This window comes from Mycobacterium parmense (assembly GCF_010730575.1).
In the GTDB taxonomy this organism is placed as follows: Bacteria; Actinomycetota; Actinomycetes; order Mycobacteriales; family Mycobacteriaceae; genus Mycobacterium; species Mycobacterium parmense.
Map to the genome: position 1 here is coordinate 4,645,134 of NZ_AP022614.1, position 20,489 is coordinate 4,665,622.

Consider the following 20,489-nt stretch of genomic DNA (forward strand, 5'->3'; position numbering starts at 1 on the left):
TGCCGCGAGCGGTAACCTGGACTTTTCGAGCTGCGTGTACATCGGGGAAGGACCTGGCCGCGAAGGCCGATGATTGATGAACCGGAAAAACGTTATCCGCACCGTCATGGCGATTGCCGTCGTGGTGCTGCTCGGTTGGTCGTTCTTCTATTTCAGCGACGACACCCGCGGCTATAAGCCCGTCGACACGTCGGTGGCGGTGTCGCAGATCAACAGCGACAACGTCAAGAACGCGCAGATCGACGATCGCGAGCAGCAGCTGCGGTTGACGCTGAAGAAGCCCAACAACGACACCGACAACTCCGACAAGGTCATCACCAAGTACCCGAGCGGGTACGCGGTGGACCTTTTCAATGCGCTCACCGCCAAGAACGCGAAGGTCAGCACCGTCGTCAACCAGGGCAGCATCCTGGGCGAGCTGCTGGTCTACGTGCTGCCGTTGTTGCTGCTGGTCGGCTTGTTCGTGATGTTCTCCCGCATGCAGGGCGGCGCCCGGATGGGCTTCGGGTTCGGCAAGTCGCGCGCCAAGCAACTCTCCAAGGACATGCCCAAGACCACGTTCGCCGACGTCGCCGGCGTCGACGAGGCCGTCGAGGAGCTCTACGAGATCAAGGACTTCCTGCAGAACCCGGGCCGGTATCAGGCGCTGGGCGCCAAGATCCCCAAGGGCGTGCTGCTCTACGGCCCGCCCGGGACCGGCAAGACGCTGCTGGCCCGCGCCGTCGCCGGCGAGGCGGGGGTCCCGTTCTTCACCATCTCCGGTTCCGACTTCGTCGAGATGTTCGTCGGCGTCGGCGCGTCGCGCGTTCGCGACCTGTTCGACCAGGCAAAGCAGAACAATCCCTGCATCATCTTCGTCGACGAGATCGACGCGGTGGGCCGGCAGCGCGGCGCCGGCCTCGGCGGCGGTCACGACGAGCGCGAGCAGACGCTCAACCAGTTGCTGGTCGAGATGGACGGCTTCGACCCGCGGGCCGGCGTCATCCTGATCGCGGCCACCAACCGCCCGGACATCCTGGACCCGGCGCTGCTGCGGCCCGGCCGGTTCGACCGGCAGATTCCGGTGTCCAATCCCGACCTGGCGGGGCGCCGCGCGGTGCTGCGGGTGCACGCGAAGGGCAAGCCCATCGCGCCGGACGCCGACCTCGACGGGCTGGCCAAGCGCACCGTCGGCATGACCGGCGCCGATCTGGCCAACGTCATCAACGAGGCGGCGCTGCTGACCGCCCGGGAGAACGGCACGGTGGTCACCAGCGCCGCGCTGGAGGAGGCGGTGGACCGGGTGATCGGCGGCCCGCGCCGCAAGGGCCGCATCATCAGCGAGCAGGAGAAGAAGATCACCGCCTACCACGAGGGCGGGCACACCCTGGCCGCGTGGGCGATGCCCGACATCGAGCCGATCTACAAGGTGACCATCCTGGCGCGGGGACGCACCGGCGGGCACGCGGTGGCGGTGCCGGAGGAGGACAAGGGCCTGCGCACCCGTTCGGAGATGGTGGCCCAGCTGGTGTTCGCCATGGGCGGGCGTGCCGCCGAGGAACTGGTATTCCGCGAGCCCACCACGGGCGCGGTCTCCGACATCGAGCAGGCCACCAAGATCGCGCGCGCGATGGTCACCGAGTTCGGGATGAGCTCCAAGCTGGGGGCGGTCAAATACGGCTCCGAGCACGGCGATCCGTTCCTGGGCAGGACCATGGGAAACCAGGCCGACTACTCCCACGAGGTGGCCCGCGACATCGACGACGAGGTCCGCAAGCTGATCGAGGCCGCCCACACCGAGGCGTGGGAGATCCTCACCGAATATCGCGACGTGCTCGACACGCTGGCCGGTCAGCTGCTGGAGAAGGAGACCCTGCACCGCCCCGAGCTGGAGGGCATCTTCTCCGGGGTCGAGAAGCGTCCCCGGCTCACGATGTTCGATGACTTCGGCGGCCGCATCCCGTCGGACAAACCGCCGATCAAGACGCCCGGCGAGCTGGCCATGGAGCGCGGCGAGCCCTGGCCGCCGCCCGTCCCGGAGCCGGCGTTCAAAGCGGCGATCGCCCGGGCCAGCGAGGCGGCCGAGGCTGCCCGCGCTGAGGCCGAGCGAAACGCCAACGGCGGCAACGGTTCCCGCGGCGGTCACGAGGCCGGCGACCAGCAGGGCCCCACCCAGCCCGACTACGGCGCCCCGGCGGGCTGGCGGGCGCCGGGCTGGCCTCCGCAGCAACAGGGTTACTGGCATCCGCCCGCGCCGCAGCCCCATCAGCCGCAGCAGCCCTACTGGCCGCAACCGGCCCCGAGCTACCCCGGGCAGGGGCATCCGCAGCATTCGCAGCACCCACAGAACTCGCAGCATTCGCCGTACCCGCCGTATGCGCCCTATCCGCCGCCTGCGCGACCGCACCCGGACAGCGGACGGTCTCCCGACCAGCAGGGCGATGACGTGAGCCGGTCCAACCCTCCGGCGCACGGCTGACGAACGGAGAATCCGATGGCGTTACCGGACATCGTGGATCCGGAGACCCGGGTCTTCGACCAACCCCGGGCCGAGGCTGCCGTCCGTGAGTTGCTGTACGCGATCGGCGAAGACCCGGACCGGCACGGCCTGAAGGAGACCCCGGCCCGCGTCGCTCGCGCCTACCGGGAGATCTTCGCCGGGCTCTACACCGACCCCGCCGCCGTGCTGAACACCATGTTCGACGAGGAGCACGACGAACTGGTGCTGGTCAAGGAAATCCCGTTGTACTCCACCTGCGAGCACCACCTGGTGTCGTTCCACGGCGTCGCCCACGTCGGATACATCCCCGGCAGCGACGGCAGGGTGACGGGCCTGTCGAAGATCGCCCGGCTGGTCGACCTGTACGCCAAGCGGCCGCAGGTGCAGGAGCGGTTGACGAGCCAGATCGCCGACGCGCTGGTGAGCAAGCTCGACCCGCGCGGGGTGATCGTGGTGATCGAGGCCGAGCATCTGTGCATGGCGATGCGCGGCGTCCGCAAGCCCGGCGCCGTCACCACGACGTCGGCGGTGCGCGGCCAGTTCAAGACGAGTGCCGCCTCTCGAGCCGAAGCGCTCGACCTGATACTGCGCAAGTGAGCCCGGCGCCCGTGCAGGTGATGGGAGTCCTGAACGTCACTGACGATTCGTTCTCCGACGGCGGGCGCTACCTCGATGCCGATGACGCCGTCGCGCACGGCCTGGCACTGGTTGCCGAGGGGGCGGCCATCGTCGACGTGGGCGGGGAGTCGACGCGGCCCGGCGCGGTGCGCATCGACGCCCGCACGGAGACTTCCCGGGTGGTTCCCGTCGTCAAAGAGCTTGCGGCGCAAGGCGTCACCGTCAGCATCGACACCATGCACGCGGACGTCGCGGCGGCGGCGCTGCAGAACGGTGCGCAGATCGTCAACGACGTCTCCGGCGGCAGAGCTGATCCCGCCATGGCTCCGCTGCTGGCCGATGCCGGTGTGCCCTGGGTGCTGATGCACTGGCGATCGGTGTCGCCGGACCGTCCGCACGCGCCGCCGCCCTACCGCGACGTGGTCGCCGAGGTGCGCGCCGAGTTGCTGGCCGGCGTCGAAGACGCGGTGGCCGCCGGCGTCGACCCGGCCAAGCTGCTGATCGACCCGGGGCTGGGCTTCGCCAAGACGGGTCAGGACAATTGGGCGCTGCTGCGGGCGCTGCCGCAGTTGGTCGCCACCGGTGTCCCGGTCCTCCTCGGTGCGTCGCGCAAACGGTTCCTCGGTAGGTTGTTGGCCGGGCCCGACGGGTCGCCGCGACCGCCCGACGGCCGTGAGACGGCGACCGCCGTGGTGTCCGCGCTGGCGGCCCTGCACGGGGCCTGGGGTGTGCGCGTGCACGACGTGCGCGCCACGGTCGATGCCCTCAAGGTCGTCGGGGCTTGGACCGACACGCTGACTCACACGGAACCGGCTGGAGACGATGGCTGATCGAATCGAATTGCGCGGGCTGACCGTTCGCGGGCGGCACGGGGTTTTCGACCACGAGCGCGCCAACGGACAGGACTTCGTCGTCGACGTCACCGTGTGGATCGATCTGGCCGATGCCGCGGCCAGCGACGACCTGACCGACACCTACGACTACGGCGCGCTGGCGAAGCTGGCCGCGGACGTCGTGGCCGGCGAGCCGTGCAACCTGATCGAAGCGGTCGGCGGCCGGATCGCCGACCGGGTGATGGACGACCAGCGGGTGCACGCCGTCGAGGTGGTGGTGCACAAGCCGCAGGCCCCCATCGAGCAGCGGTTCGCCGACGTCGCGGTGGTGGTGCGGCGGTCGCGGCGCGGCGGTCGCGGCTCGGTTGTCCCGGCGGGTAGGGCCCTGTGAGCCGCGTCGTGCTGTCGATCGGGTCCAACCTGGGCGACCGGCTGGCGCGGTTGCAGTCGGTCGTCGACGGGCTCGGTGATTGCGTGGTCGCGGTGTCGCCGGTGTACGAGACCGACCCCTGGGGCCGGGTGGATCAGGCGCCGTTCCTCAACGCGGTGCTGATCGCCGACGACCCCGACTGCGACGGCCAGGGCTGGTTGCGGCGGGCACAGCAGTTCGAACAGGCGGCGGGGCGGGTGCGCGGCGAGCGGTGGGGCCCGCGCAGCCTCGACGTCGACGTCATCGCCTGCTATCAGGGCGAGGGGGCCGAGGTGATCTCCCGGGAGAACAACCTGACGCTCCCGCATCCGCTGGCCCACCTGCGCGCCTTCGTGATGGTGCCGTGGCTGGACATCGAACCGGAGGCGAAGCTGACGGTCGCGGGGGGCCCGCAGCCCGTCGCGCGACTGCTGGCCGAGCTGGAGCCGGCCGACCGGGAAGGGGTGCGGCCCAGCGGGCTGGCACTCGCGCCGTCGGGCGCTCCCGAAGGGGTCGATCGGGAATCGGGCAGCTGATGGGGCCCACCAGGAAACGCGACCTGACGGCCGCGGTCGTGGGCGCCGCGGTGATCGGCTATCTCCTGGTGAACGGCCTGTACCGGTGGTTCCCGCCGATCACCGTGTGGACCGGGCTCTCGCTGCTGGCCGTGGCCGTCGGCGAGGCGCTGTGGGCCCGTTACGTCCGGGCCAAGATCAACGACGGCGAGATCGGCTTCGGCCGGGGGTGGCTGCACCCGCTCGCGGTGGCGCGCAGCCTGGTGGTCGCCAAGGCGTCGGCCTGGGTGGGCGCCCTGGTCCTGGGCTGGTGGGTCGGGGTGCTGGTGTATTTCATGCCGAGGCGGTCATGGCTGCGCGCCGCCGCCGAGGACACCGCCGGCACGGTGGTCGCGGCCGGCAGCGCCCTGGCGCTGGTCCTCGCCGCGATGTGGTTGCAGCACGCCTGCAAGTCGCCGCCGCAGGACCCGGCCGAGCGCGGTGAGGGTGCCGAAACCTGATTCCCCCGATTGCGATGCGGACCGCGAAACGGCCCGACGAGTGTAGGCCGGGCAGGTGACTCGCGCATTAACCCAGGTGAGAATCGCCGGAGTAGCGCAACATGCGGAACGAGCTCGCGCAGGTACAGTCAGGCCATGACCGTTCTGTCCCGCGGCGCCCGGGTCCGGCGCGGCGGCCGCAGGCCGGGGTGGGTGCTCTTGACGGTGTTGCTGGTCCTGGCGATAGGCGCCAGTTCCGCACTCGTTTTCACCAACCGGGTGGAGCTTCTCAAGCTCGCTGTGATCCTGGCGCTGTGGGCCGCGGTGTGCGGCGCCTTCGTGTCGGTGCTCTACCGCCGCCAAAGTGACGCGGACCAGTCGCGCGCGCGTGACCTCAAGCTGGTCTACGACCTGCAGCTGGACCGCGAAATAGCGGCGCGTCGCGAGTACGAGCTGACCGTGGAATCCCAGCTGCGCCGCGAGCTGGCCTCCGAGCTGCGGGCCCAGGCCGCCGACGACCTGGCGACGCTGCGCGCGGAGCTCAACGCGCTGCGCACCAGCCTGGAGATCCTGTTCGACACCGACCTCGCGCAGCGCCCGGCCCTCGAGACGCCCGAGACCGAGGCGCCACGCGAGCGCGCCTACAGCGAGTGGGACCGCAACGGCGAGCGCCACCGTGACACGCCCGTTGATTGGGTGTCCAGCGATCGGGTGACGGCGGTCCCGCGCGACCGGGCCGACGAGACCGCGATCATCGACGTGCCCGAGGAGCCGTTGCTGCCGCCCCGGCAGCCGCGGCGCGAGCGCGGCCCGTACCGGTACGAGGGTCCGCCGGAACCCGCGCAGCCGGTCGCGCAGGAGCCGGCCTACGCCGCTGCCCCGCGCGAGCCGGAGCCGCATCACCCCCCTCGTCAGCCCCCGCCCCCCAGGTCGGAGCCCCAGCCGTCGTGGCCGGCCCAGGCGCAGGAGTGGCAGCCGGCGGCCGCGGACGGCCAGTGGTTGCCGCCCGGCGCGGCGGGCAGCAACCGGGTCGCTCCGGAACCCGCCCCGGCCGCCGATGCCGCGCAGAGCGGCCGGCGAGCCCGCCACTACGGCCCGGACGAACCCCCGGAGGGCCCGCCGGCGGCGGAGCCGATGCCCCGGCGACCATACGAGGAGGCCGGCCGCCGGTCCCGGTCGCGGCATTCGGCGGACTACCGCGACTACGGCGTCCGCAACTTCTCGGCGGCTGACGAGGCGGCGGGACCAACGCCCCAGGCCCCCGCCCCCGCGACCCCGCCGCCGCCGCCCCCGCCGCCGGTCCCGACGCCGCCGGCCGAGACCCCGCCGCCGCAGATGGCTGCACCCCCGACGCCCGAGCAGGCGGCCCGGCACCGCGGCGCGGACGCCGGCGACGAGTTGAACGGCTCGCCGGACGGCCCGCCGAGTGGTGGCCAGTCGGTGGCCGACCTGCTGGCCCGCTTCCAGGTCCAGCCGTCCGAAGGCGGCCGGCGCCGCCGCCGTGACGGCTGAGCCGAAACCTCCGTCACATTGGGTCCGGCGCGTTGCATCGATTAAAGTCTTGGTGACCGTCCGGTACCCGGGGCTCGGGACCGGAACGAAACAAGATCGATGTGAGGTCGTCTGCGATGGTGCAGTTCGACGGTTTGCGCCCGGCCCGGCTCAAGGTGGGAATCATCTCGGCCGGCCGGGTGGGCACCGCGCTCGGTGTCGCGCTGGAGCGCGCCGACCACGTCGTGGTCGCGTGCAGCGCCATCTCCCGTGCGTCCCGGCAGCGTGCGCAGCGCCGGCTGCCCGACACCCCGGTGGCTTCGCCGCCGGACGTCGCCGCGAGTTCCGAGCTGCTGCTGCTGGCGGTGCCCGACAGCGAACTCGGCGGGCTGGTGTCGGGGCTGGCGGCGACGGCGGCGGTGCGGCCCGGCACGATCGTGGCGCACACGTCCGGCGCGAACGGGGTCGGCGTCCTGGCGCCGCTGGCCCAGGGCGGCTGCATACCGCTGGCCATTCACCCCGCAATGACCTTCACCGGCTCCGACGAGGACATCGCACGGCTGCCGGACACCTGCTTCGGCATCACCGCGGCCGACGACGTCGGGTACGCGATCGGCCAGTCGCTGGTGCTGGAGATGGGTGGGGAGCCGTTCTGTGTGCGCGAGGAGGCCCGGGTCCTCTACCACGCCGCCCTGGCGCACGCGGGCAACCACATCGTGACCGTGGTCGCCGACGCGCTCGAGGCGCTGCGGGCGGCGCTGTGCGGCAGCGAACTGCTCGGCCAGCAGTGCGTCGACGATCAGCCGGGCGGCATCGCCGAGCGCATCGTCGGGCCCCTGGCCCGGGCGGCGCTGGACAACACCCTGCAGCGCGGGCAGGCGGCGCTGACCGGCCCGGTCGCGCGCGGTGACGCGGCCGCGGTCGCCGGGCACCTGGCCGCGCTGGCCGGGGCCGATCCGCAGCTGGCCCAGGCATACCGGGTGATCGCCCTGCGCACCGCGCAGCGCGCCCACGCACCCAGCGCCGTCGTCGAGGTGCTGTCGCCGTGAGCATGCAGGCCAAGCCGTCCGCGTTCGCGGCGGGTGAGCTCAACGTCTACCGGCGACCCCGCGACGTCTCCGACGTCACCCGCGCGCTGCGGCACACCGGCCGACGGGTGATGCTGGTGCCCACCATGGGCGCGCTGCACGACGGGCACCTGGCCCTGGTGCGTGCCGCCAAGCGGGTGCCCGGTTCGGTGGTGGTGGTCTCGATCTTCGTCAACCCGCTGCAGTTCGGTGCCGGCGAGGACCTCGACGCCTACCCGAGGACCCTCGACGACGACCTGGCGCTGCTGCGCGGCGAGGATGTCGAGATCGTGTTCGCACCGACGGCGTCGGCGATGTATCCCGACGGCCTGCGCACCACCGTGCAGCCCGGCCCGGTGGCCGCCGGGCTCGAGGGCGGGGTCCGGCCCACGCACTTCGCCGGCGTGCTGACGGTGGTCTGCAAGCTGCTGCAGATCGTGCGCCCGGACCGGGTTTTCTTCGGCGAGAAGGACTATCAGCAACTGGTCCTGATCCGCCAGATGGCGGCCGACCTGAACCTGGACGTCACCGTCGTCGGCGTGCCGACGATCCGGGAGGCCGACGGGCTGGCGATGTCGTCGCGCAACCGCTACCTGAACCCGGCGCAGCGGGAGGCGGCCGTCGCGGTGTCGGCGGCGTTGAGCGCCGGGGCGCATGCCGCGCACAACGGCGCGCAGGCCGCGCTGGATGCGGCGCGCGCGGTGCTCGACGCCGCGCCCGGCCTCACGGTCGACTACCTGGAACTGCGCGACCCCGAACTCGGCCCGCTGCGGGCCGACAGACCCGGTCGCCTGCTGGTCGCCGTCCGGCTGGGCGGGACCCGACTGTTGGACAACATCGCTGTCGAGATCGGAACTTCGCCGGCACCAGCGGGCTCAGGGCGCCCGGGCCGGACGGACGCAAACCAAGCCCAAACACCTTGGAGGAATTGATGTTTCGGACCATGCTCAAGTCGAAGATCCATCGGGCCACCGTCACCCAGGCCGACCTGCACTACGTCGGTTCGGTGACCATCGACGCCGACCTGATGGAGGCCGCGGACCTGCTCGAGGGCGAGCAGGTGACCATCGTCGACATCGACAACGGCGCGCGGCTGGTCACCTACGCCATCACCGGCGAGCGCGGCAGCGGAGTCATCGGAATCAACGGCGCGGCAGCGCATCTCGTCCACCCCGGCGATCTGGTCATCCTCATCGCCTACGGGACCATGGAAGAGGCGGAGGCGCGCGCGTACGAGCCCCGGATCGTGTTCGTCGACTCCGGCAACAAGCCGGTCGACCTGGGTTGCGACCCCGCGTTCGTGCCCGCTGACGCAGCCGACCTGCTTGATCCCCGGATCGTTGTGCGGTAGCCGTGCTGCTGGCCATCGACGTCCGCAACACCCACACCGTCGTGGGGTTGCTCTCCGGAACGAAAGAGCACGCGAAGGTTGTGCAGCACTGGCGGATTCGTACCGAGTCCGAGGTCACTGCCGACGAGCTGGCGCTCACCATCGACGGTCTGATCGGTGACGACTCCGAGCGGTTGACGGGCGCCGTCGCGCTGTCCACCGTCCCGTCGGTGCTACACGAGGTGCGGGTCATGCTGGACCAGTACTGGCCGTCGGTGCCGCACGTGCTGATCGAGCCCGGCGTCCGGACGGGCATCCCGCTGCTCGTCGACAACCCGAAGGAGGTGGGAGCCGACCGGATCGTCAACTGCCTGGCGGCGTTCCACCGCTTCAAGAGCGCCTCGATCGTCATCGACTTCGGATCCTCGATCTGCGTGGACGTGGTGTCGGCCAAAGGGGAGTTCCTCGGCGGCGCGATCGCTCCCGGGGTGCAGGTCTCCTCGGACGCCGCCGCGGCCCGCTCCGCGGCGCTGCGGCGGGTGGAGCTGTCCCGGCCCCGGTCGGTGGTCGGCAAGAACACCGTCGAGTGCATGCAGGCGGGTGCGGTGTTCGGGTTCGCCGGACTGGTTGACGGCCTGGTGGGCCGCATCCGTGCGGACGTCGACGGATTCTGCGGGCACGACGTCGCGGTGGTGGCCACCGGGCACACCGCGCCCCTGCTGCTGCCCGAGCTGCGCACCGACGCCCATTACGACAAGCACCTGACCCTGCACGGCCTGCAACTGGTCTTCGAGCGCAACCGGGAAGCCCAGCGCGGACGGCTCAAGACGGCCCGCTGACCGCACAATCCGCGCGATGCCCGCGACCGGCGGTCACATCAGGTCATTTAAGCTGGCACGTCGTGACATCTGAGCCCCCGGAAGCGCCGCCGACCGCAGATTCGGACCTGCCCGAGCAGTTCCGGATCCGCCGGGACAAGCGGGCACGCCTGCTTTCGGAGGGCATCGATCCATATCCGGTGGCCGTCGAGCGCACCCACACCCTGGCCCAGGTGCGCGCCGAACACCCCGATCTGCCGGTCGACACCGCCACCGACGACGTCGTGGGCGTCGCCGGCCGGGTCATCTTCGCGCGCAACTCCGGAAAACTGTGCTTCGCCACGCTGCAGGAGGGCGACGGCGCCACGCTGCAGGTGATGATCAGCCTCGACAAGGTGGGCCGCGAGGCGCTGGACGCGTGGAAGGCCGACGTCGACCTCGGTGACATCGTCTACGTCCACGGCACTGTGATCAGCTCGCGGCGCGGCGAATTGTCCGTGCTCGCCGACACCTGGCGGATGGCGTCCAAGTCGCTGCGGCCGCTGCCCGTCGCGCACAAGGACATGAGCGAAGAGTCGCGGGTCCGGCAGCGCTACGTGGACCTGATCGTGCGCCCGCAGGCCCGCACGATAGCCCGGCAGCGAATCGCGGTGATCCGCGCGATCCGCAACGCGCTGGAACGACGCGGGTTCCTCGAAGTCGAGACGCCGATGTTGCAGACGCTGGCCGGCGGCGCCGCGGCCCGTCCCTTCATCACGCATTCCAATGCGCTGGACATCGATCTCTACCTGCGCATCGCGCCGGAACTGTTCCTCAAGCGCTGCGTCGTCGGTGGTTTCGACAAGGTCTTCGAGCTAAATCGGGTGTTCCGAAACGAAGGGGCCGATTCCACGCATTCTCCGGAATTTTCCATGCTGGAGACCTACCAGGCCTACGGAACCTATGACGATTCGGCAGTCGTCACTCGCGAGATTATTCAAGAGGTCGCCGACGAGGCGATCGGAACCAGACAACTGCCGCTGCCCGACGGCAGTGTGTATGACATAGACGGAGAATGGGCGTCGATACAAATGTACCCGTCGTTGTCGGCGGCCCTCGGTGAGGAGATCACGCCGGACACCACGCTCGATCGCCTGCTGGCCATTGCCGACCGCCTCGGGGTTGAGATCCCCGAGCACAAGGGGTTCGGCCACGGCAAAGTGGTCGAGGAACTGTGGGAGCACACGGTGGGCAACACGTTGGCCGCCCCCACCTTCGTCAGGGATTTCCCGGTCGAGACAACACCTTTGACGCGACAGCACCGCAGCATCCCCGGCGTCACCGAGAAGTGGGACCTTTACGTGCGCGGCGTCGAACTGGCGACCGGCTATTCGGAATTGAATGACCCGATCGTGCAGCGCGAACGATTCGAGGCGCAAGCGCGCGCGGCGGCCGCCGGCGATGACGAGGCCATGGTGCTCGACGAGGACTTTCTGGCCGCGCTCGAGTATGCGATGCCGCCGTGCACCGGGACCGGAATGGGTATCGATCGCCTGTTGATGTCTTTGACCGGCCTCTCAATTCGCGAGACCGTTTTGTTCCCGATTGTTCGGCCGCACTGAACAAACGGTGAACTCTGCGCCGCGTGTGCGGATTGAGTATGCTGCGTAGTTATGGCAGATTGAGGGTCCGGGGAGGTCAGTCCAATCTGCTCAGCAACTGCTCAGGACGAAACGCGAGGGTAAGCAAATGGCGAAAAAAGTGACCGTCACTCTGGTCGATGATTTCGACGGTGCCGGCGCAGCCGACGAAACGGTCGAATTCGGGCTTGACGGGGTGACGTATGAGATTGACCTTTCGTCCAAGAATGCGGCAAAACTGCGCAACGATTTGAAGCAGTGGGTCGCGGCCGGTCGTCGCGTCGGCGGCCGTCGGCGGGGGCGCGCGGCTTCCGGGCGCGGGCGTGGCGCGATCGACCGCGAGCAGAGCGCCGCGATCCGGGAATGGGCTCGCCGCAACGGTCACAACGTGTCCACCCGTGGACGCATCCCCGCCGACGTCATCGACGCGTTCCACGCCGCGACCTGACGAAGCGCTCGAAAAGCGCCCGGGCCCGGCGGCCCGGGCGCTTCGCGGTTCAGCGGGTTCACTGGTGGCGAAACTTATGCCCGAAGAAAAGTGGTGGCCGAGGAAACGAATTGGCGCGTTGCCTCGTTGCTCGAGGTACGGCCATGTCATGGGCAGTCATCGACAGTTGTGGCCGGGGGGTCGCAAGGTTAGGCCCCCTGGCAGGCCGACCATTACAGTGGATGGCAGGTACGCAGTGCCGGCACCACTGGACCGGTAACGAGGTTGTACCGATGGTGAGGGAGAGCAGGTAAGCACCGATGTTCGAAAGATTTACCGACCGTGCCCGCAGGGTCGTCGTCCTGGCGCAAGAAGAGGCCCGGATGCTCAACCACAACTACATCGGCACCGAGCACATCCTGTTGGGTCTGATTCACGAGGGCGAGGGCGTCGCGGCGAAGTCGCTGGAGTCGCTGGGCATCTCGCTCGAGGGCGTCCGCAGCCAGGTCGAGGAGATCATCGGCCAGGGCCAGCAGGCGCCGTCGGGCCACATCCCGTTCACGCCGCGTGCCAAGAAGGTCCTCGAGCTGAGCCTGCGCGAGGCGCTGCAACTCGGCCACAACTACATCGGCACCGAGCACATCCTGCTGGGTCTGATCCGCGAGGGCGAGGGCGTCGCCGCGCAGGTGCTGGTCAAGCTCGGCGCCGAGCTGACCCGGGTGCGCCAGCAGGTCATCCAGCTGCTGTCCGGCTACCAGGGCAAGGAGGCCGCCGAGGCCGGCACCGGGGGCCGGGGTGGCGAGTCCGGCTCGCCGTCCACGTCGCTGGTGCTCGACCAGTTCGGCCGCAACCTCACGGCCGCCGCGATGGAGGGCAAGCTCGATCCCGTCATCGGCCGCGAGAAGGAAATCGAGCGGGTGATGCAGGTGCTGAGCCGGCGCACCAAGAACAACCCGGTGCTGATCGGCGAGCCCGGCGTCGGAAAGACGGCGGTGGTCGAGGGCCTGGCCCAGGCGATCGTGCACGGCCAGGTGCCCGAGACGCTGAAGGACAAGCAGCTCTACACCCTGGACCTCGGCTCGCTGGTCGCGGGCTCGCGCTACCGCGGTGACTTCGAGGAACGCCTGAAGAAGGTGCTCAAGGAGATCAACACCCGCGGCGACATCATCCTGTTCATCGACGAGCTGCACACGCTGGTCGGGGCGGGCGCCGCCGAGGGCGCGATCGACGCCGCGTCGATCCTCAAGCCGAAGCTGGCCCGCGGCGAGCTGCAGACCATCGGCGCCACCACGCTCGACGAGTACCGCAAGTACATCGAGAAGGACGCCGCCCTGGAGCGCCGCTTCCAGCCGGTGCAGGTCGGGGAGCCGACGGTGGAGCACACCATCGAGATCCTCAAGGGTCTGCGCGACCGCTACGAGGCGCACCACCGGGTGTCGATCACCGACTCGGCGATGGTGGCCGCCGCCACGCTGGCCGACCGCTACATCAACGACCGGTACCTGCCGGACAAGGCGATCGACCTGATCGACGAGGCCGGCGCCCGGATGCGGATCCGCCGCATGACCGCTCCGCCGGACCTGCGCGAGTTCGACGAGAAGATCGCCGAGGCGCGCCGGGAGAAGGAATCGGCGATCGACGCCCAGGACTTCGAGAAGGCCGCCAGCCTGCGTGATCGCGAGAAGCAGCTGGTGGGCCAGCGGGCCGAGCGGGAGAAGCAGTGGCGCTCCGGCGACCTCGACGTGGTCGCCGAGGTCGACGACGAGCAGATCGCCGAGGTGCTGGGCAACTGGACCGGCATCCCGGTGTTCAAGCTCACCGAGGCCGAGACCACCCGCCTGCTGCGCATGGAGGACGAGCTGCACAAGCGGATCATCGGCCAGGAGGACGCCGTCAAGGCCGTCTCCAAGGCGATCCGCCGCACCCGCGCCGGGTTGAAGGACCCCAAGCGGCCGTCGGGCTCGTTCATCTTCGCCGGCCCGTCCGGTGTCGGTAAGACCGAGCTGTCCAAGGCGCTGGCGAACTTCCTGTTCGGCGACGACGACGCGCTCATCCAGATCGACATGGGCGAGTTCCACGACCGGTTCACCGCGTCGCGGCTGTTCGGCGCCCCGCCGGGGTATGTCGGCTACGAGGAGGGCGGCCAGCTCACCGAGAAGGTGCGGCGCAAGCCGTTCTCGGTGGTGCTGTTCGACGAGATCGAGAAGGCGCACCAGGAGATCTACAACAGCCTGTTGCAGGTGCTCGAGGACGGCCGCCTGACCGACGGCCAGGGCCGCACGGTCGACTTCAAGAACACCGTGCTGATCTTCACGTCCAACCTCGGCACCGGCGACATCTCCAAGCCGGTGGGACTGGGCTTCACCCAGGGCGGCGGTGAGAACAACTACGAGCGGATGAAGCAGAAGGTCAACGACGAGCTCAAGAAGCACTTCCGGCCGGAGTTCCTCAACCGCATCGACGACATCATCGTCTTCCACCAGCTGACCAAGGACGAGATCATCCAGATGGTCGACCTCATGATCGGCCGGGTCGCCAACCAGCTCAAGGGCAAGGACATGGCCCTGGAGCTGACCGACAAGGCGAAGTCGTTGCTGGCCAAGCGCGGCTTCGACCCGGTGTTGGGCGCCCGCCCGCTGCGGCGGACCATCCAGCGCGAGATCGAGGACCAGCTGTCCGAGAAGATCCTCTTCGAGGAAGTCGGGCCCGGACAGGTCGTCACGGTCGACGTCGACAACTGGGACGGCGAGGGTTCGGGCGAGGATGCGGTGTTCACCTTCACCGGCACCCGCAAGCCGCCGAACGAGCCGGACCTGGCCAAAGCCGGAGCGCACGCCGCCCCGGACACGCAATAGGGGTTACCCGAAACGGGCGGCTAGTCTTTGACGGACTGGCCGCCCGTTTCGCTGTGTTCAGGGGGTTCCGCTCGTGCTGATCGTCACCACCAACGATCTTCCGGGGTGGGAGATCCGCCGGGTGTACGGCGAGGTGTTCGGGCTGGCGGTGCGCTCGCGAAACGCGCTTTCGCAGCTGGGCGCCAACATCCGGTCGATCTTCGGCGGCGAATTGCAGGACATGACCCAGAATCTCGCCGACGGCCGCAACGAGGCCGTGGACCGGCTGATGGTCGAGGCCCGCAATCGCGGCGCCAACGCGGTTGTCGCGATGCGGTTCGACACCACCGACATCGGCGACGTGTGGACCGAGATCTGCGCGTACGGGACGGCCGTCCAGGCGACCCCGGTCACCGACGCCGCGAAATACACCGCGAGCCAGCTGCGCTACAGCGGCCCCGCGTAGGGGTTTACACTGACGTTCGTTATCGACGGGTAACGGAATCCTGGTGAAATTCCAGAACGGTCGCGCCACTGTCAAAGTCAGACCTGAGCTCGTCATCCCCCATGGGGCCGCGCAATCCCCAGAAGGAGTCGACCGTGACCAATCCCCTCAAGACCGCGGGCCGCACCCGGCCGGTAGACCTGTCGGCGGCAAGCTCGGCGCTGTGGCTGGCGGCGACCGTCTTCCTGGCACTGCTGGCGCTGTACTTCGTTGGCATCGACCAGGGCGCGGTGTCGCTGTTCGGCAACGACTCCCACGTGCACGAGTTCGTCCACGACGCGCGCCACCTGCTCGGCTTCCCCTGCCACTGACCGCGTGGAGAAGCCGCTGATAGCGCGCGGCCTCCTGGCGGGCGCCGCCGGCGCGGTGCCGGCGTTCCTGTTCGCCCGGCTGTGCGCCGAACCCGTCATCGGGCGCGCGATCGCCTACGAGGACGGCCGGGCCGACGTCGAGGACGCGCACGGGGTGCACGCGCACGGGGCCGAGTTGTTCAGCCGCGGGGTGCAGGCCAACCCCGGGCTGGGGTTCGGCGTCCTGATCTTCGGCGTCGCCGTGGGCGCACTCTTCGCGGTGCTGTTCTGTGTGGTGTCCGCGCGCGTCAAAACCGTGGAGCCACGCCTTCTTTCGGTCCTGCTGGCCGCCGCGGCATTCGCCGCGGCGTACCTGGTGCCGTTCGTGAAGTACCCGCCGAATCCGCCGGCGGTGGGTCAGGCGGACACGATCGAAGAGCGCACCGGCTGGTATGTGGTGATGGTCCTGGCCTCGGTGCTGCTGGCCATCGCCGCCGTCCGGCTGGCGGGGACGCTCGCGAGCCGGCTCGGTGGCTGGAATTCGGCCGTGCTGGCGGCGGGGGCCTATCTCGCGGCGGTCGCCGTGGTGATGCTGCTGCTGCCCGGGGTCGACGAGACGCCCGCGCCGATGCGCGACGCGGCGGGCGCGATCGTCTACCCGGGGTTCCCGGCCGACGTGCTCTACGAATTCAGGCTGGTATCGCTGGCCACCCAGCTCGTGCTGTGGGTGAGCATCGGTGTGGTCTTCGCGACGCTCGCCGGCCGGCTGCTGCGGCCGCGGGTGCACGGCGGCGGGACGCCGGGCGCCGGGGCGTGAGTGAGGTCCTGCGCCTGACCCTGGTGGCGCACGCCATGACCCCCGCAATGGCGGCGGGCTGCTTTCCCGATGACGAGCCGCTCAACGACTTCGGCCGCCGTCAGACCGGTCGCCTCGACCTCCGCGGCGATGGGCGGCCGCTCTGCGCGCCCGAGCTTCGTGCCAGGCAGACCGCCGAGCTGCTCGGTCTGCGCCCGGCGATCGAGCCGCGGCTTGCAGACCTGGACTGCCGCCGATGGCGCGGCAAGCCGACGCAAGGCGTGCCCCCCGAGGCGCTGCGCACGTGGCTGACCGACCCCCGCCAGGCGCCGCACGGCGGTGAGTCCATCGCCGACCTCGTTGCGCGGGTGGCGGACTGGCTTGAGCTGTTGACGGGTGACCCGTCGCGCACGGTCGCCGTCACTCACCCGGCGGTCATCCGCGCCGCGGTCCTGCACGCCCTGCGCATGCCCGCGGAGTCGTTCTGGCGCATGGACGTCGCACCGGCGAGTCACGTCACCATGCACCACCGGCGGGGCGGCTGGACGCTGCGGCTGTGACGGCTACCGGGGCGCGATCAGCGCGAAGACCTGCCTGGCGACCTGCAGCATCCAGCCGGTCACGGTCGGCCCGTGATCGCGCGGCCAGTTCAGCTGGAAGCTGACCACCCACGGCTGCTGCGTCTTGTCGACGGCGTACCAGCTGAACGTCAGATCACCCGGCAGGCCACCGGCTTTGGCGCCGATGTAGGGCCAGACCTTGCGGTCCAGCTGGATGCCGGAAACTGCCGAGAGAATCTGTCTGACCGGCGCCGCGGCGCCGACCGCGTCGGCCTGCAGCGCAACGTGGACCTTGCAGATGTCCTCGGCGTTGCCGTACCACTCCGCGCCGTACGAGGACGCCGGCGAGTGGGCGCGGGTCGGATCGGGTTCGTAGGGTGTCGAGTTCGCCTGCTCCAGTAGCCGGGCGCGCACCTGCGGCGACCCGTTCGCCCACTGGCTGCGCAGGTCCGGTTTGCCCCAGCCGACGGAGAACAACTCGTACATGGTGGGGAAGGGCGTCATGCTGCCCGGATCGTGGTGGCCAGCGGTCACGAGCGCCTGCACGATCGCCGGCGGGCCCAACCGCCCGATCAGCAGGTCGGTCGCCATGTTGTCGCTGGTGGCGATCATCTTCTCGGCGGCCGTGCGCACCGAAACATGCGCTCCGGGAGTCACATCGAGGCCGGAGGAGCCCACCGCGCGGCTCTTGTCGGTGACGGTCAACTGGTCGTCCCAGGAGACGGTCCCGTTTCTGATCGCGCCCGCGAGGGCGTGCAGCACGTACAACTTGAAGATCGATGCCAGCGGCAGGGATTCGCCGGTGTTGGTGCCGGCCACGCGGTCGCAGCGACCGTCGTCGACCTTGGCGACCTGGTAGGAGTAGCGGGCGCCGGTCCTGGTCAGGACCGTGTCGACGTCCTGCCACGAGCTGATCGTCGGTGCGCGGGTCTCCAGGCCGAACCGGTCGACCCGGCCCTGGTCGTCGGTGTGGATCCGGATGTCTTGGCGCGCGCCGTAAGACGAGACCAGGTGCAGCGTGGCCACACTCGCGCTGATGTCGACGCCGGCCAGGGTGAACGGGCGGTCCCACCAGAGCGACTCCATGGTGGTCTGCACCGAGTCGACCTGCTCGGGCGCGGCCAGGGTGCCGACCCCGACCGGGCCGATGGGCCAGTCCGAGTTCAGCATGTCCAGGGTCTGCTGGGCCCGCAGCCCCGGCGGCGTGCGGGTGTCGATGGCCCGCCCCGGGTTCGCCGCCTTGGCCTGGGGGGAAGGGGCGGACGCGCAGGCCGGGGCGAAGCTCACCACGAGTGCGGCGGCGGCGCTCAACGCAACGGCGCGGTGACGGGCCGAGCGCCTGCCCGCTTGCTTACTTGCTCCCGGCAACGTCGAGCACAACCTCGAATTCCAGCAACGACGCCCCCGTCGCCACCGGGTTGGCCCGGTGTCCGGCGTGGGCCTCGATCGCGGGGCCGGAGGCCCACGCCTGGAACGCCTCCTCGGACTCCCAGCGCGTCACCACGAAGTAGCGGTCCTCGCCCTTGATCGGACGCAGCAGCTGGAAGCCGAGAAAGCCGGGCTGGTTCTCCACGGCGTGAGCGCGGTGCGAGAACCGTTTTTCCAGTTCCGGGCCAGCCTCTGCGGGCACTTCGATTGCGTTGATCTTCACCACCGGCGGCATGGCGCTAGGCTACCCCTTCGCCCGGGCCCTTCCGATCGAGGGCGGTCCGAGCAGGATGGTGGGATGCCCAGCGAACTTCTGACGTGCCAGGGCGGGCGCGGCGAGCCGTTGGTGCTGCTGCACGGCCTGATGGGCCGGGGCACCACCTGGTCGCGTCAGCTGCCCTGGCTGACCCGGCTGGGTACGGTGTACACCTACGACGCGTTGTGGCACCGGGGGCGCGACGTCGACGACCCCCACCCGATCGGCACCGAGCGGTTCGTCGCCGACCTGGCCGGCGCGGTGGCCACGCTGGCGGCCCCGGCAAGGCTCGTCGGGCATTCGATGGGCGCCCTGCACGCGTGGTGCCTGGCCGCGCAGCGTCCCGACCTGGTCACCGCGCTGGTGCTCGAGGACATGGCCCCGGATTTTCGCGGTCGCACCACCGGTCCATGGGAACCGTGGCTGCACGCCCTGCCCGTCGAATTCGGTTCCGCCGAACAGGTTCTCGACGAGTTCGGCCCGGTCGCCGGGCAGTATTTTCTGGAGGCCTTCGACCGCACCGCCACCGGGTGGCGCCTGCACGGTCAGCCCGGGCGGTGGATCGAGATCGCCGCCGAATGGGGCACCCGCGACTACTGGGACCAGTGGCATGCGGTGGGCGCCCGGGCGCTGCTCATCGAGGCCGGCAACTCGGTCACCCCGCCGGGGCAGATGCGGGAAATGGCCGAAACAAACCCGGCCGCAACATATTTGCGTGTTCCCGACACCGGTCACTTGGTTCACGACGAAGCGCCGGACGCCTACCGCCGGGCGGTCGAATCATTCCTGTCGGTGCCGAACCCGAGCTGCTGAATGTCACGGTTCGGGGCCGCCGGGGCACGCACGAGCACGATATGATAAATTCTTCAATCGTTCAAGCCAAGAATTCGTGCAGCCTTCAGGAGGATCCCGGGTGTCTGAGCCGCTTTACCAGGTCAAGGCGGAGTTCTTCAAGACGCTGGGGCATCCGGCGCGGGTCAGGATTCTGGAGCTGCTCGTGACTGGGGACAAGTCCGTTGCCGAACTCTTGCCCGAGGTCGGGCTGGAATCGTCGAATCTGTCCCAACAGCTCGGCGTGCTCCGCCGGGCCGGAGTGGTCGAGGCGCAGCGGGACGGCAACACGATGATCTATTCGATCGCCTCCTCCGACATCGCCGAACTGCTGATGGTGGCGCGCAAGGTTCTCACCGGGGTGCTCAGCGACCGCGTGGCGGTCTTGGAACACCTGCGCGCCGGCGCGGAGTAGCGGCGATGGGCTGGATAGGCAAAGCCTTCAGGACCGGTCGAATCGTCGAACGCGCGACACCCGTACCGGAGCAGGCCATGAAACCACCCGCGGGAGTGCGTGGTTCGCTGCAGATCCGGCATGTCGACGCTGGTTCGTGCAACGGATGCGAGGTCGAGATTTCGGGCGTTTTCGGACCGGTGTATGACGCCGAGAGATTCGGTGCGCGGCTGGTGGCCTCACCGCGCCATGCGGATGCGCTGCTGGTGACCGGCGTCGTGACACACAACATGCTCGGCCCGCTGCGCAACACGATTGACGCCACCCCGCTACCGCGGCGGGTGATCGCCTGCGGGGACTGCGCGCTGAACCGAGGGGTCTTCGGAGATGCCTATGGCGTGGTCGGCGCGGTGAGCGAGGTGGTGCCCGTCGATCTGGAAATTCCCGGGTGCCCCCCGACGCCGGGTGAGATCGTCGCCGCGTTGCGATCGGTGACGGGTAAGTGACCGC

The 20,489-nt window shown here is 69.7% G+C and carries 23 protein-coding genes and 1 riboswitch; of the genes, 21 read left to right on the forward strand and 2 right to left on the reverse strand.

The genetic code is table 11. The features are described from left to right. The first annotated feature begins 76 nt into the window (after positions 1-76). From ftsH to G6N48_RS21595, 18 genes are all read left to right on the forward strand, one after another. Positions 77-2,458 carry an ATP-dependent zinc metalloprotease FtsH gene (gene ftsH / locus G6N48_RS21510; protein ID WP_085267361.1) on the forward strand — a complete coding sequence of 794 codons (2,382 nt, stop codon included), beginning with the start codon at positions 77-79 and terminating at the stop codon, positions 2,456-2,458. A 15-nt stretch (positions 2,459-2,473) separates the two neighbouring features. Further along, on the forward strand, positions 2,474-3,076 hold the full coding sequence (gene folE / locus G6N48_RS21515) for a GTP cyclohydrolase I FolE (protein WP_085267362.1): 603 nt from the start codon (positions 2,474-2,476) through the stop codon (positions 3,074-3,076). Continuing rightward, entirely contained in the window at positions 3,073-3,927 is an 855-nt protein-coding gene (gene folP / locus G6N48_RS21520; protein ID WP_139825589.1) for a dihydropteroate synthase, read from the forward strand. The genes folE and folP overlap by 4 nt, the downstream gene beginning before the upstream one ends. Next, positions 3,920-4,321, forward strand: coding sequence for a dihydroneopterin aldolase (gene folB / locus G6N48_RS21525; RefSeq protein ID WP_085267363.1), 402 nt, complete (start codon positions 3,920-3,922; stop codon positions 4,319-4,321). Before folP ends, folB begins: the two co-directional genes overlap by 8 nt. Further along, the gene (gene folK / locus G6N48_RS21530) at positions 4,318-4,875 is read left to right on the forward strand and encodes a 2-amino-4-hydroxy-6-hydroxymethyldihydropteridine diphosphokinase (protein WP_085267364.1); all 558 of its coding nucleotides are present in this window, start codon (positions 4,318-4,320) and stop codon (positions 4,873-4,875) included. Before folB ends, folK begins: the two co-directional genes overlap by 4 nt. Then, positions 4,875-5,354 carry a DUF3180 domain-containing protein gene (locus G6N48_RS21535; RefSeq protein ID WP_085267365.1) on the forward strand — a complete coding sequence of 160 codons (480 nt, stop codon included), beginning with the start codon at positions 4,875-4,877 and terminating at the stop codon, positions 5,352-5,354. The genes folK and G6N48_RS21535 overlap by 1 nt, the downstream gene beginning before the upstream one ends. Positions 5,355-5,489: 135 nt before the next feature. Beyond that, positions 5,490-6,845 carry a DUF6779 domain-containing protein gene (locus tag G6N48_RS21540; RefSeq protein ID WP_163670899.1) on the forward strand — a complete coding sequence of 452 codons (1,356 nt, stop codon included), beginning with the start codon at positions 5,490-5,492 and terminating at the stop codon, positions 6,843-6,845. Between the two features lie 116 nt (positions 6,846-6,961). Beyond that, entirely contained in the window at positions 6,962-7,873 is a 912-nt protein-coding gene (locus G6N48_RS21545; RefSeq protein ID WP_085270357.1) for a Rossmann-like and DUF2520 domain-containing protein, read from the forward strand. Between the two features lie 2 nt (positions 7,874-7,875). Continuing rightward, positions 7,876-8,823, forward strand: coding sequence for a pantoate--beta-alanine ligase (gene panC / locus G6N48_RS21550; RefSeq protein WP_085270358.1), 948 nt, complete (start codon positions 7,876-7,878; stop codon positions 8,821-8,823). After that, entirely contained in the window at positions 8,823-9,242 is a 420-nt protein-coding gene (gene panD, locus G6N48_RS21555) for an aspartate 1-decarboxylase (protein WP_085270359.1), read from the forward strand. Before panC ends, panD begins: the two co-directional genes overlap by 1 nt. Before the next feature lie 2 nt (positions 9,243-9,244). Further along, complete coding sequence (locus G6N48_RS21560; RefSeq protein WP_085270360.1) at positions 9,245-10,060, forward strand: type III pantothenate kinase; 816 nt, start codon at positions 9,245-9,247, stop codon at positions 10,058-10,060. A 62-nt stretch (positions 10,061-10,122) separates the two neighbouring features. Continuing rightward, positions 10,123-11,640 (forward strand): lysine--tRNA ligase, encoded by a 1,518-nt coding sequence (lysS, locus tag G6N48_RS21565; RefSeq protein WP_085270361.1) that lies wholly within the window; start codon positions 10,123-10,125, stop codon positions 11,638-11,640. A 127-nt stretch (positions 11,641-11,767) separates the two neighbouring features. Further along, entirely contained in the window at positions 11,768-12,106 is a 339-nt protein-coding gene (lsr2, locus tag G6N48_RS21570) for a histone-like nucleoid-structuring protein Lsr2 (protein WP_085270362.1), read from the forward strand. A 299-nt stretch (positions 12,107-12,405) separates the two neighbouring features. Then, positions 12,406-14,940 (forward strand): ATP-dependent protease ATP-binding subunit ClpC, encoded by a 2,535-nt coding sequence (clpC1, locus tag G6N48_RS21575; protein ID WP_085270363.1) that lies wholly within the window; start codon positions 12,406-12,408, stop codon positions 14,938-14,940. A gap of 73 nt (positions 14,941-15,013) precedes the next feature. After that, positions 15,014-15,385 (forward strand): YbjQ family protein, encoded by a 372-nt coding sequence (locus G6N48_RS21580; RefSeq protein WP_085270364.1) that lies wholly within the window; start codon positions 15,014-15,016, stop codon positions 15,383-15,385. Beyond that, a riboswitch (cobalamin riboswitch) is annotated at positions 15,379-15,586 on the forward strand. (Overlaps the previous gene by 7 nt.) Next, positions 15,565-15,735, forward strand: coding sequence for a CbtB domain-containing protein (locus G6N48_RS21585; RefSeq protein ID WP_428841982.1), 171 nt, complete (start codon positions 15,565-15,567; stop codon positions 15,733-15,735). (Overlaps the previous riboswitch by 22 nt.) Before the next feature lie 4 nt (positions 15,736-15,739). Next, entirely contained in the window at positions 15,740-16,531 is a 792-nt protein-coding gene (locus G6N48_RS21590; protein WP_085270366.1) for a CbtA family protein, read from the forward strand. Continuing rightward, positions 16,528-17,070, forward strand: a complete 543-nt coding sequence (locus tag G6N48_RS21595) for a histidine phosphatase family protein (protein ID WP_085270367.1) — start codon at positions 16,528-16,530, stop codon at positions 17,068-17,070. The genes G6N48_RS21590 and G6N48_RS21595 overlap by 4 nt, the downstream gene beginning before the upstream one ends. Positions 17,071-17,073: 3 nt before the next feature. Here the strand turns inward: G6N48_RS21595 and G6N48_RS21600 are convergent, their stop codons facing one another. Further along, complete coding sequence (locus G6N48_RS21600) at positions 17,074-18,438, reverse strand: Cpe/LpqF family protein (RefSeq protein ID WP_085270368.1); 1,365 nt, start codon at positions 18,436-18,438, stop codon at positions 17,074-17,076. Further along, entirely contained in the window at positions 18,422-18,733 is a 312-nt protein-coding gene (gene mhuD, locus G6N48_RS21605) for a mycobilin-forming heme oxygenase MhuD (protein ID WP_085270369.1), read from the reverse strand. The genes G6N48_RS21600 and mhuD overlap by 17 nt, the downstream gene beginning before the upstream one ends. Positions 18,734-18,796: 63 nt before the next feature. On the opposite strand from mhuD, the gene G6N48_RS21610 reads away from it, so the two are divergent. The 3 genes from G6N48_RS21610 to G6N48_RS21620 all read left to right on the forward strand — a co-directional run bounded on the left by G6N48_RS21610 (position 18,797) and on the right by G6N48_RS21620 (position 20,485). Then, positions 18,797-19,567, forward strand: a complete 771-nt coding sequence (locus G6N48_RS21610; RefSeq protein WP_085270370.1) for an alpha/beta fold hydrolase — start codon at positions 18,797-18,799, stop codon at positions 19,565-19,567. Positions 19,568-19,667: 100 nt separating this feature from the next. Further along, positions 19,668-20,000 (forward strand): lsr2/espR transcriptional regulator, encoded by a 333-nt coding sequence (locus G6N48_RS21615; RefSeq protein ID WP_085270371.1) that lies wholly within the window; start codon positions 19,668-19,670, stop codon positions 19,998-20,000. A 5-nt stretch (positions 20,001-20,005) separates the two neighbouring features. Then, entirely contained in the window at positions 20,006-20,485 is a 480-nt protein-coding gene (locus tag G6N48_RS21620) for an NADH-quinone oxidoreductase subunit B family protein (protein ID WP_085270372.1), read from the forward strand. Positions 20,486-20,489 lie beyond the last annotated feature (4 nt).

Bases quoted from the DNA above. Each gene is read 5' to 3' on its own strand.
- ftsH (WP_085267361.1), top strand. From the start codon at position 77: ATGAACCGGAAAAACGTTATCCGCACCGTCATGGCGATTGCCGTCGTG.
- folE (WP_085267362.1), top strand. From the start codon at position 2,474: ATGGCGTTACCGGACATCGTGGATCCGGAGACCCGGGTCTTCGACCAA.
- folB (WP_085267363.1), top strand. From the start codon at position 3,920: ATGGCTGATCGAATCGAATTGCGCGGGCTGACCGTTCGCGGGCGGCAC.
- G6N48_RS21535 (WP_085267365.1), top strand. From the start codon at position 4,875: ATGGGGCCCACCAGGAAACGCGACCTGACGGCCGCGGTCGTGGGCGCC.
- G6N48_RS21540 (WP_163670899.1), top strand. From the start codon at position 5,490: ATGACCGTTCTGTCCCGCGGCGCCCGGGTCCGGCGCGGCGGCCGCAGG.
- G6N48_RS21545 (WP_085270357.1), top strand. From the start codon at position 6,962: ATGGTGCAGTTCGACGGTTTGCGCCCGGCCCGGCTCAAGGTGGGAATC.
- panC (WP_085270358.1), top strand. From the start codon at position 7,876: ATGCAGGCCAAGCCGTCCGCGTTCGCGGCGGGTGAGCTCAACGTCTAC.
- panD (WP_085270359.1), top strand. From the start codon at position 8,823: ATGTTTCGGACCATGCTCAAGTCGAAGATCCATCGGGCCACCGTCACC.
- lsr2 (WP_085270362.1), top strand. From the start codon at position 11,768: ATGGCGAAAAAAGTGACCGTCACTCTGGTCGATGATTTCGACGGTGCC.
- clpC1 (WP_085270363.1), top strand. From the start codon at position 12,406: ATGTTCGAAAGATTTACCGACCGTGCCCGCAGGGTCGTCGTCCTGGCG.
- mhuD (WP_085270369.1), bottom strand. From the start codon at position 18,733: ATGCCGCCGGTGGTGAAGATCAACGCAATCGAAGTGCCCGCAGAGGCT.
- G6N48_RS21610 (WP_085270370.1), top strand. From the start codon at position 18,797: ATGCCCAGCGAACTTCTGACGTGCCAGGGCGGGCGCGGCGAGCCGTTG.
- G6N48_RS21620 (WP_085270372.1), top strand. From the start codon at position 20,006: ATGGGCTGGATAGGCAAAGCCTTCAGGACCGGTCGAATCGTCGAACGC.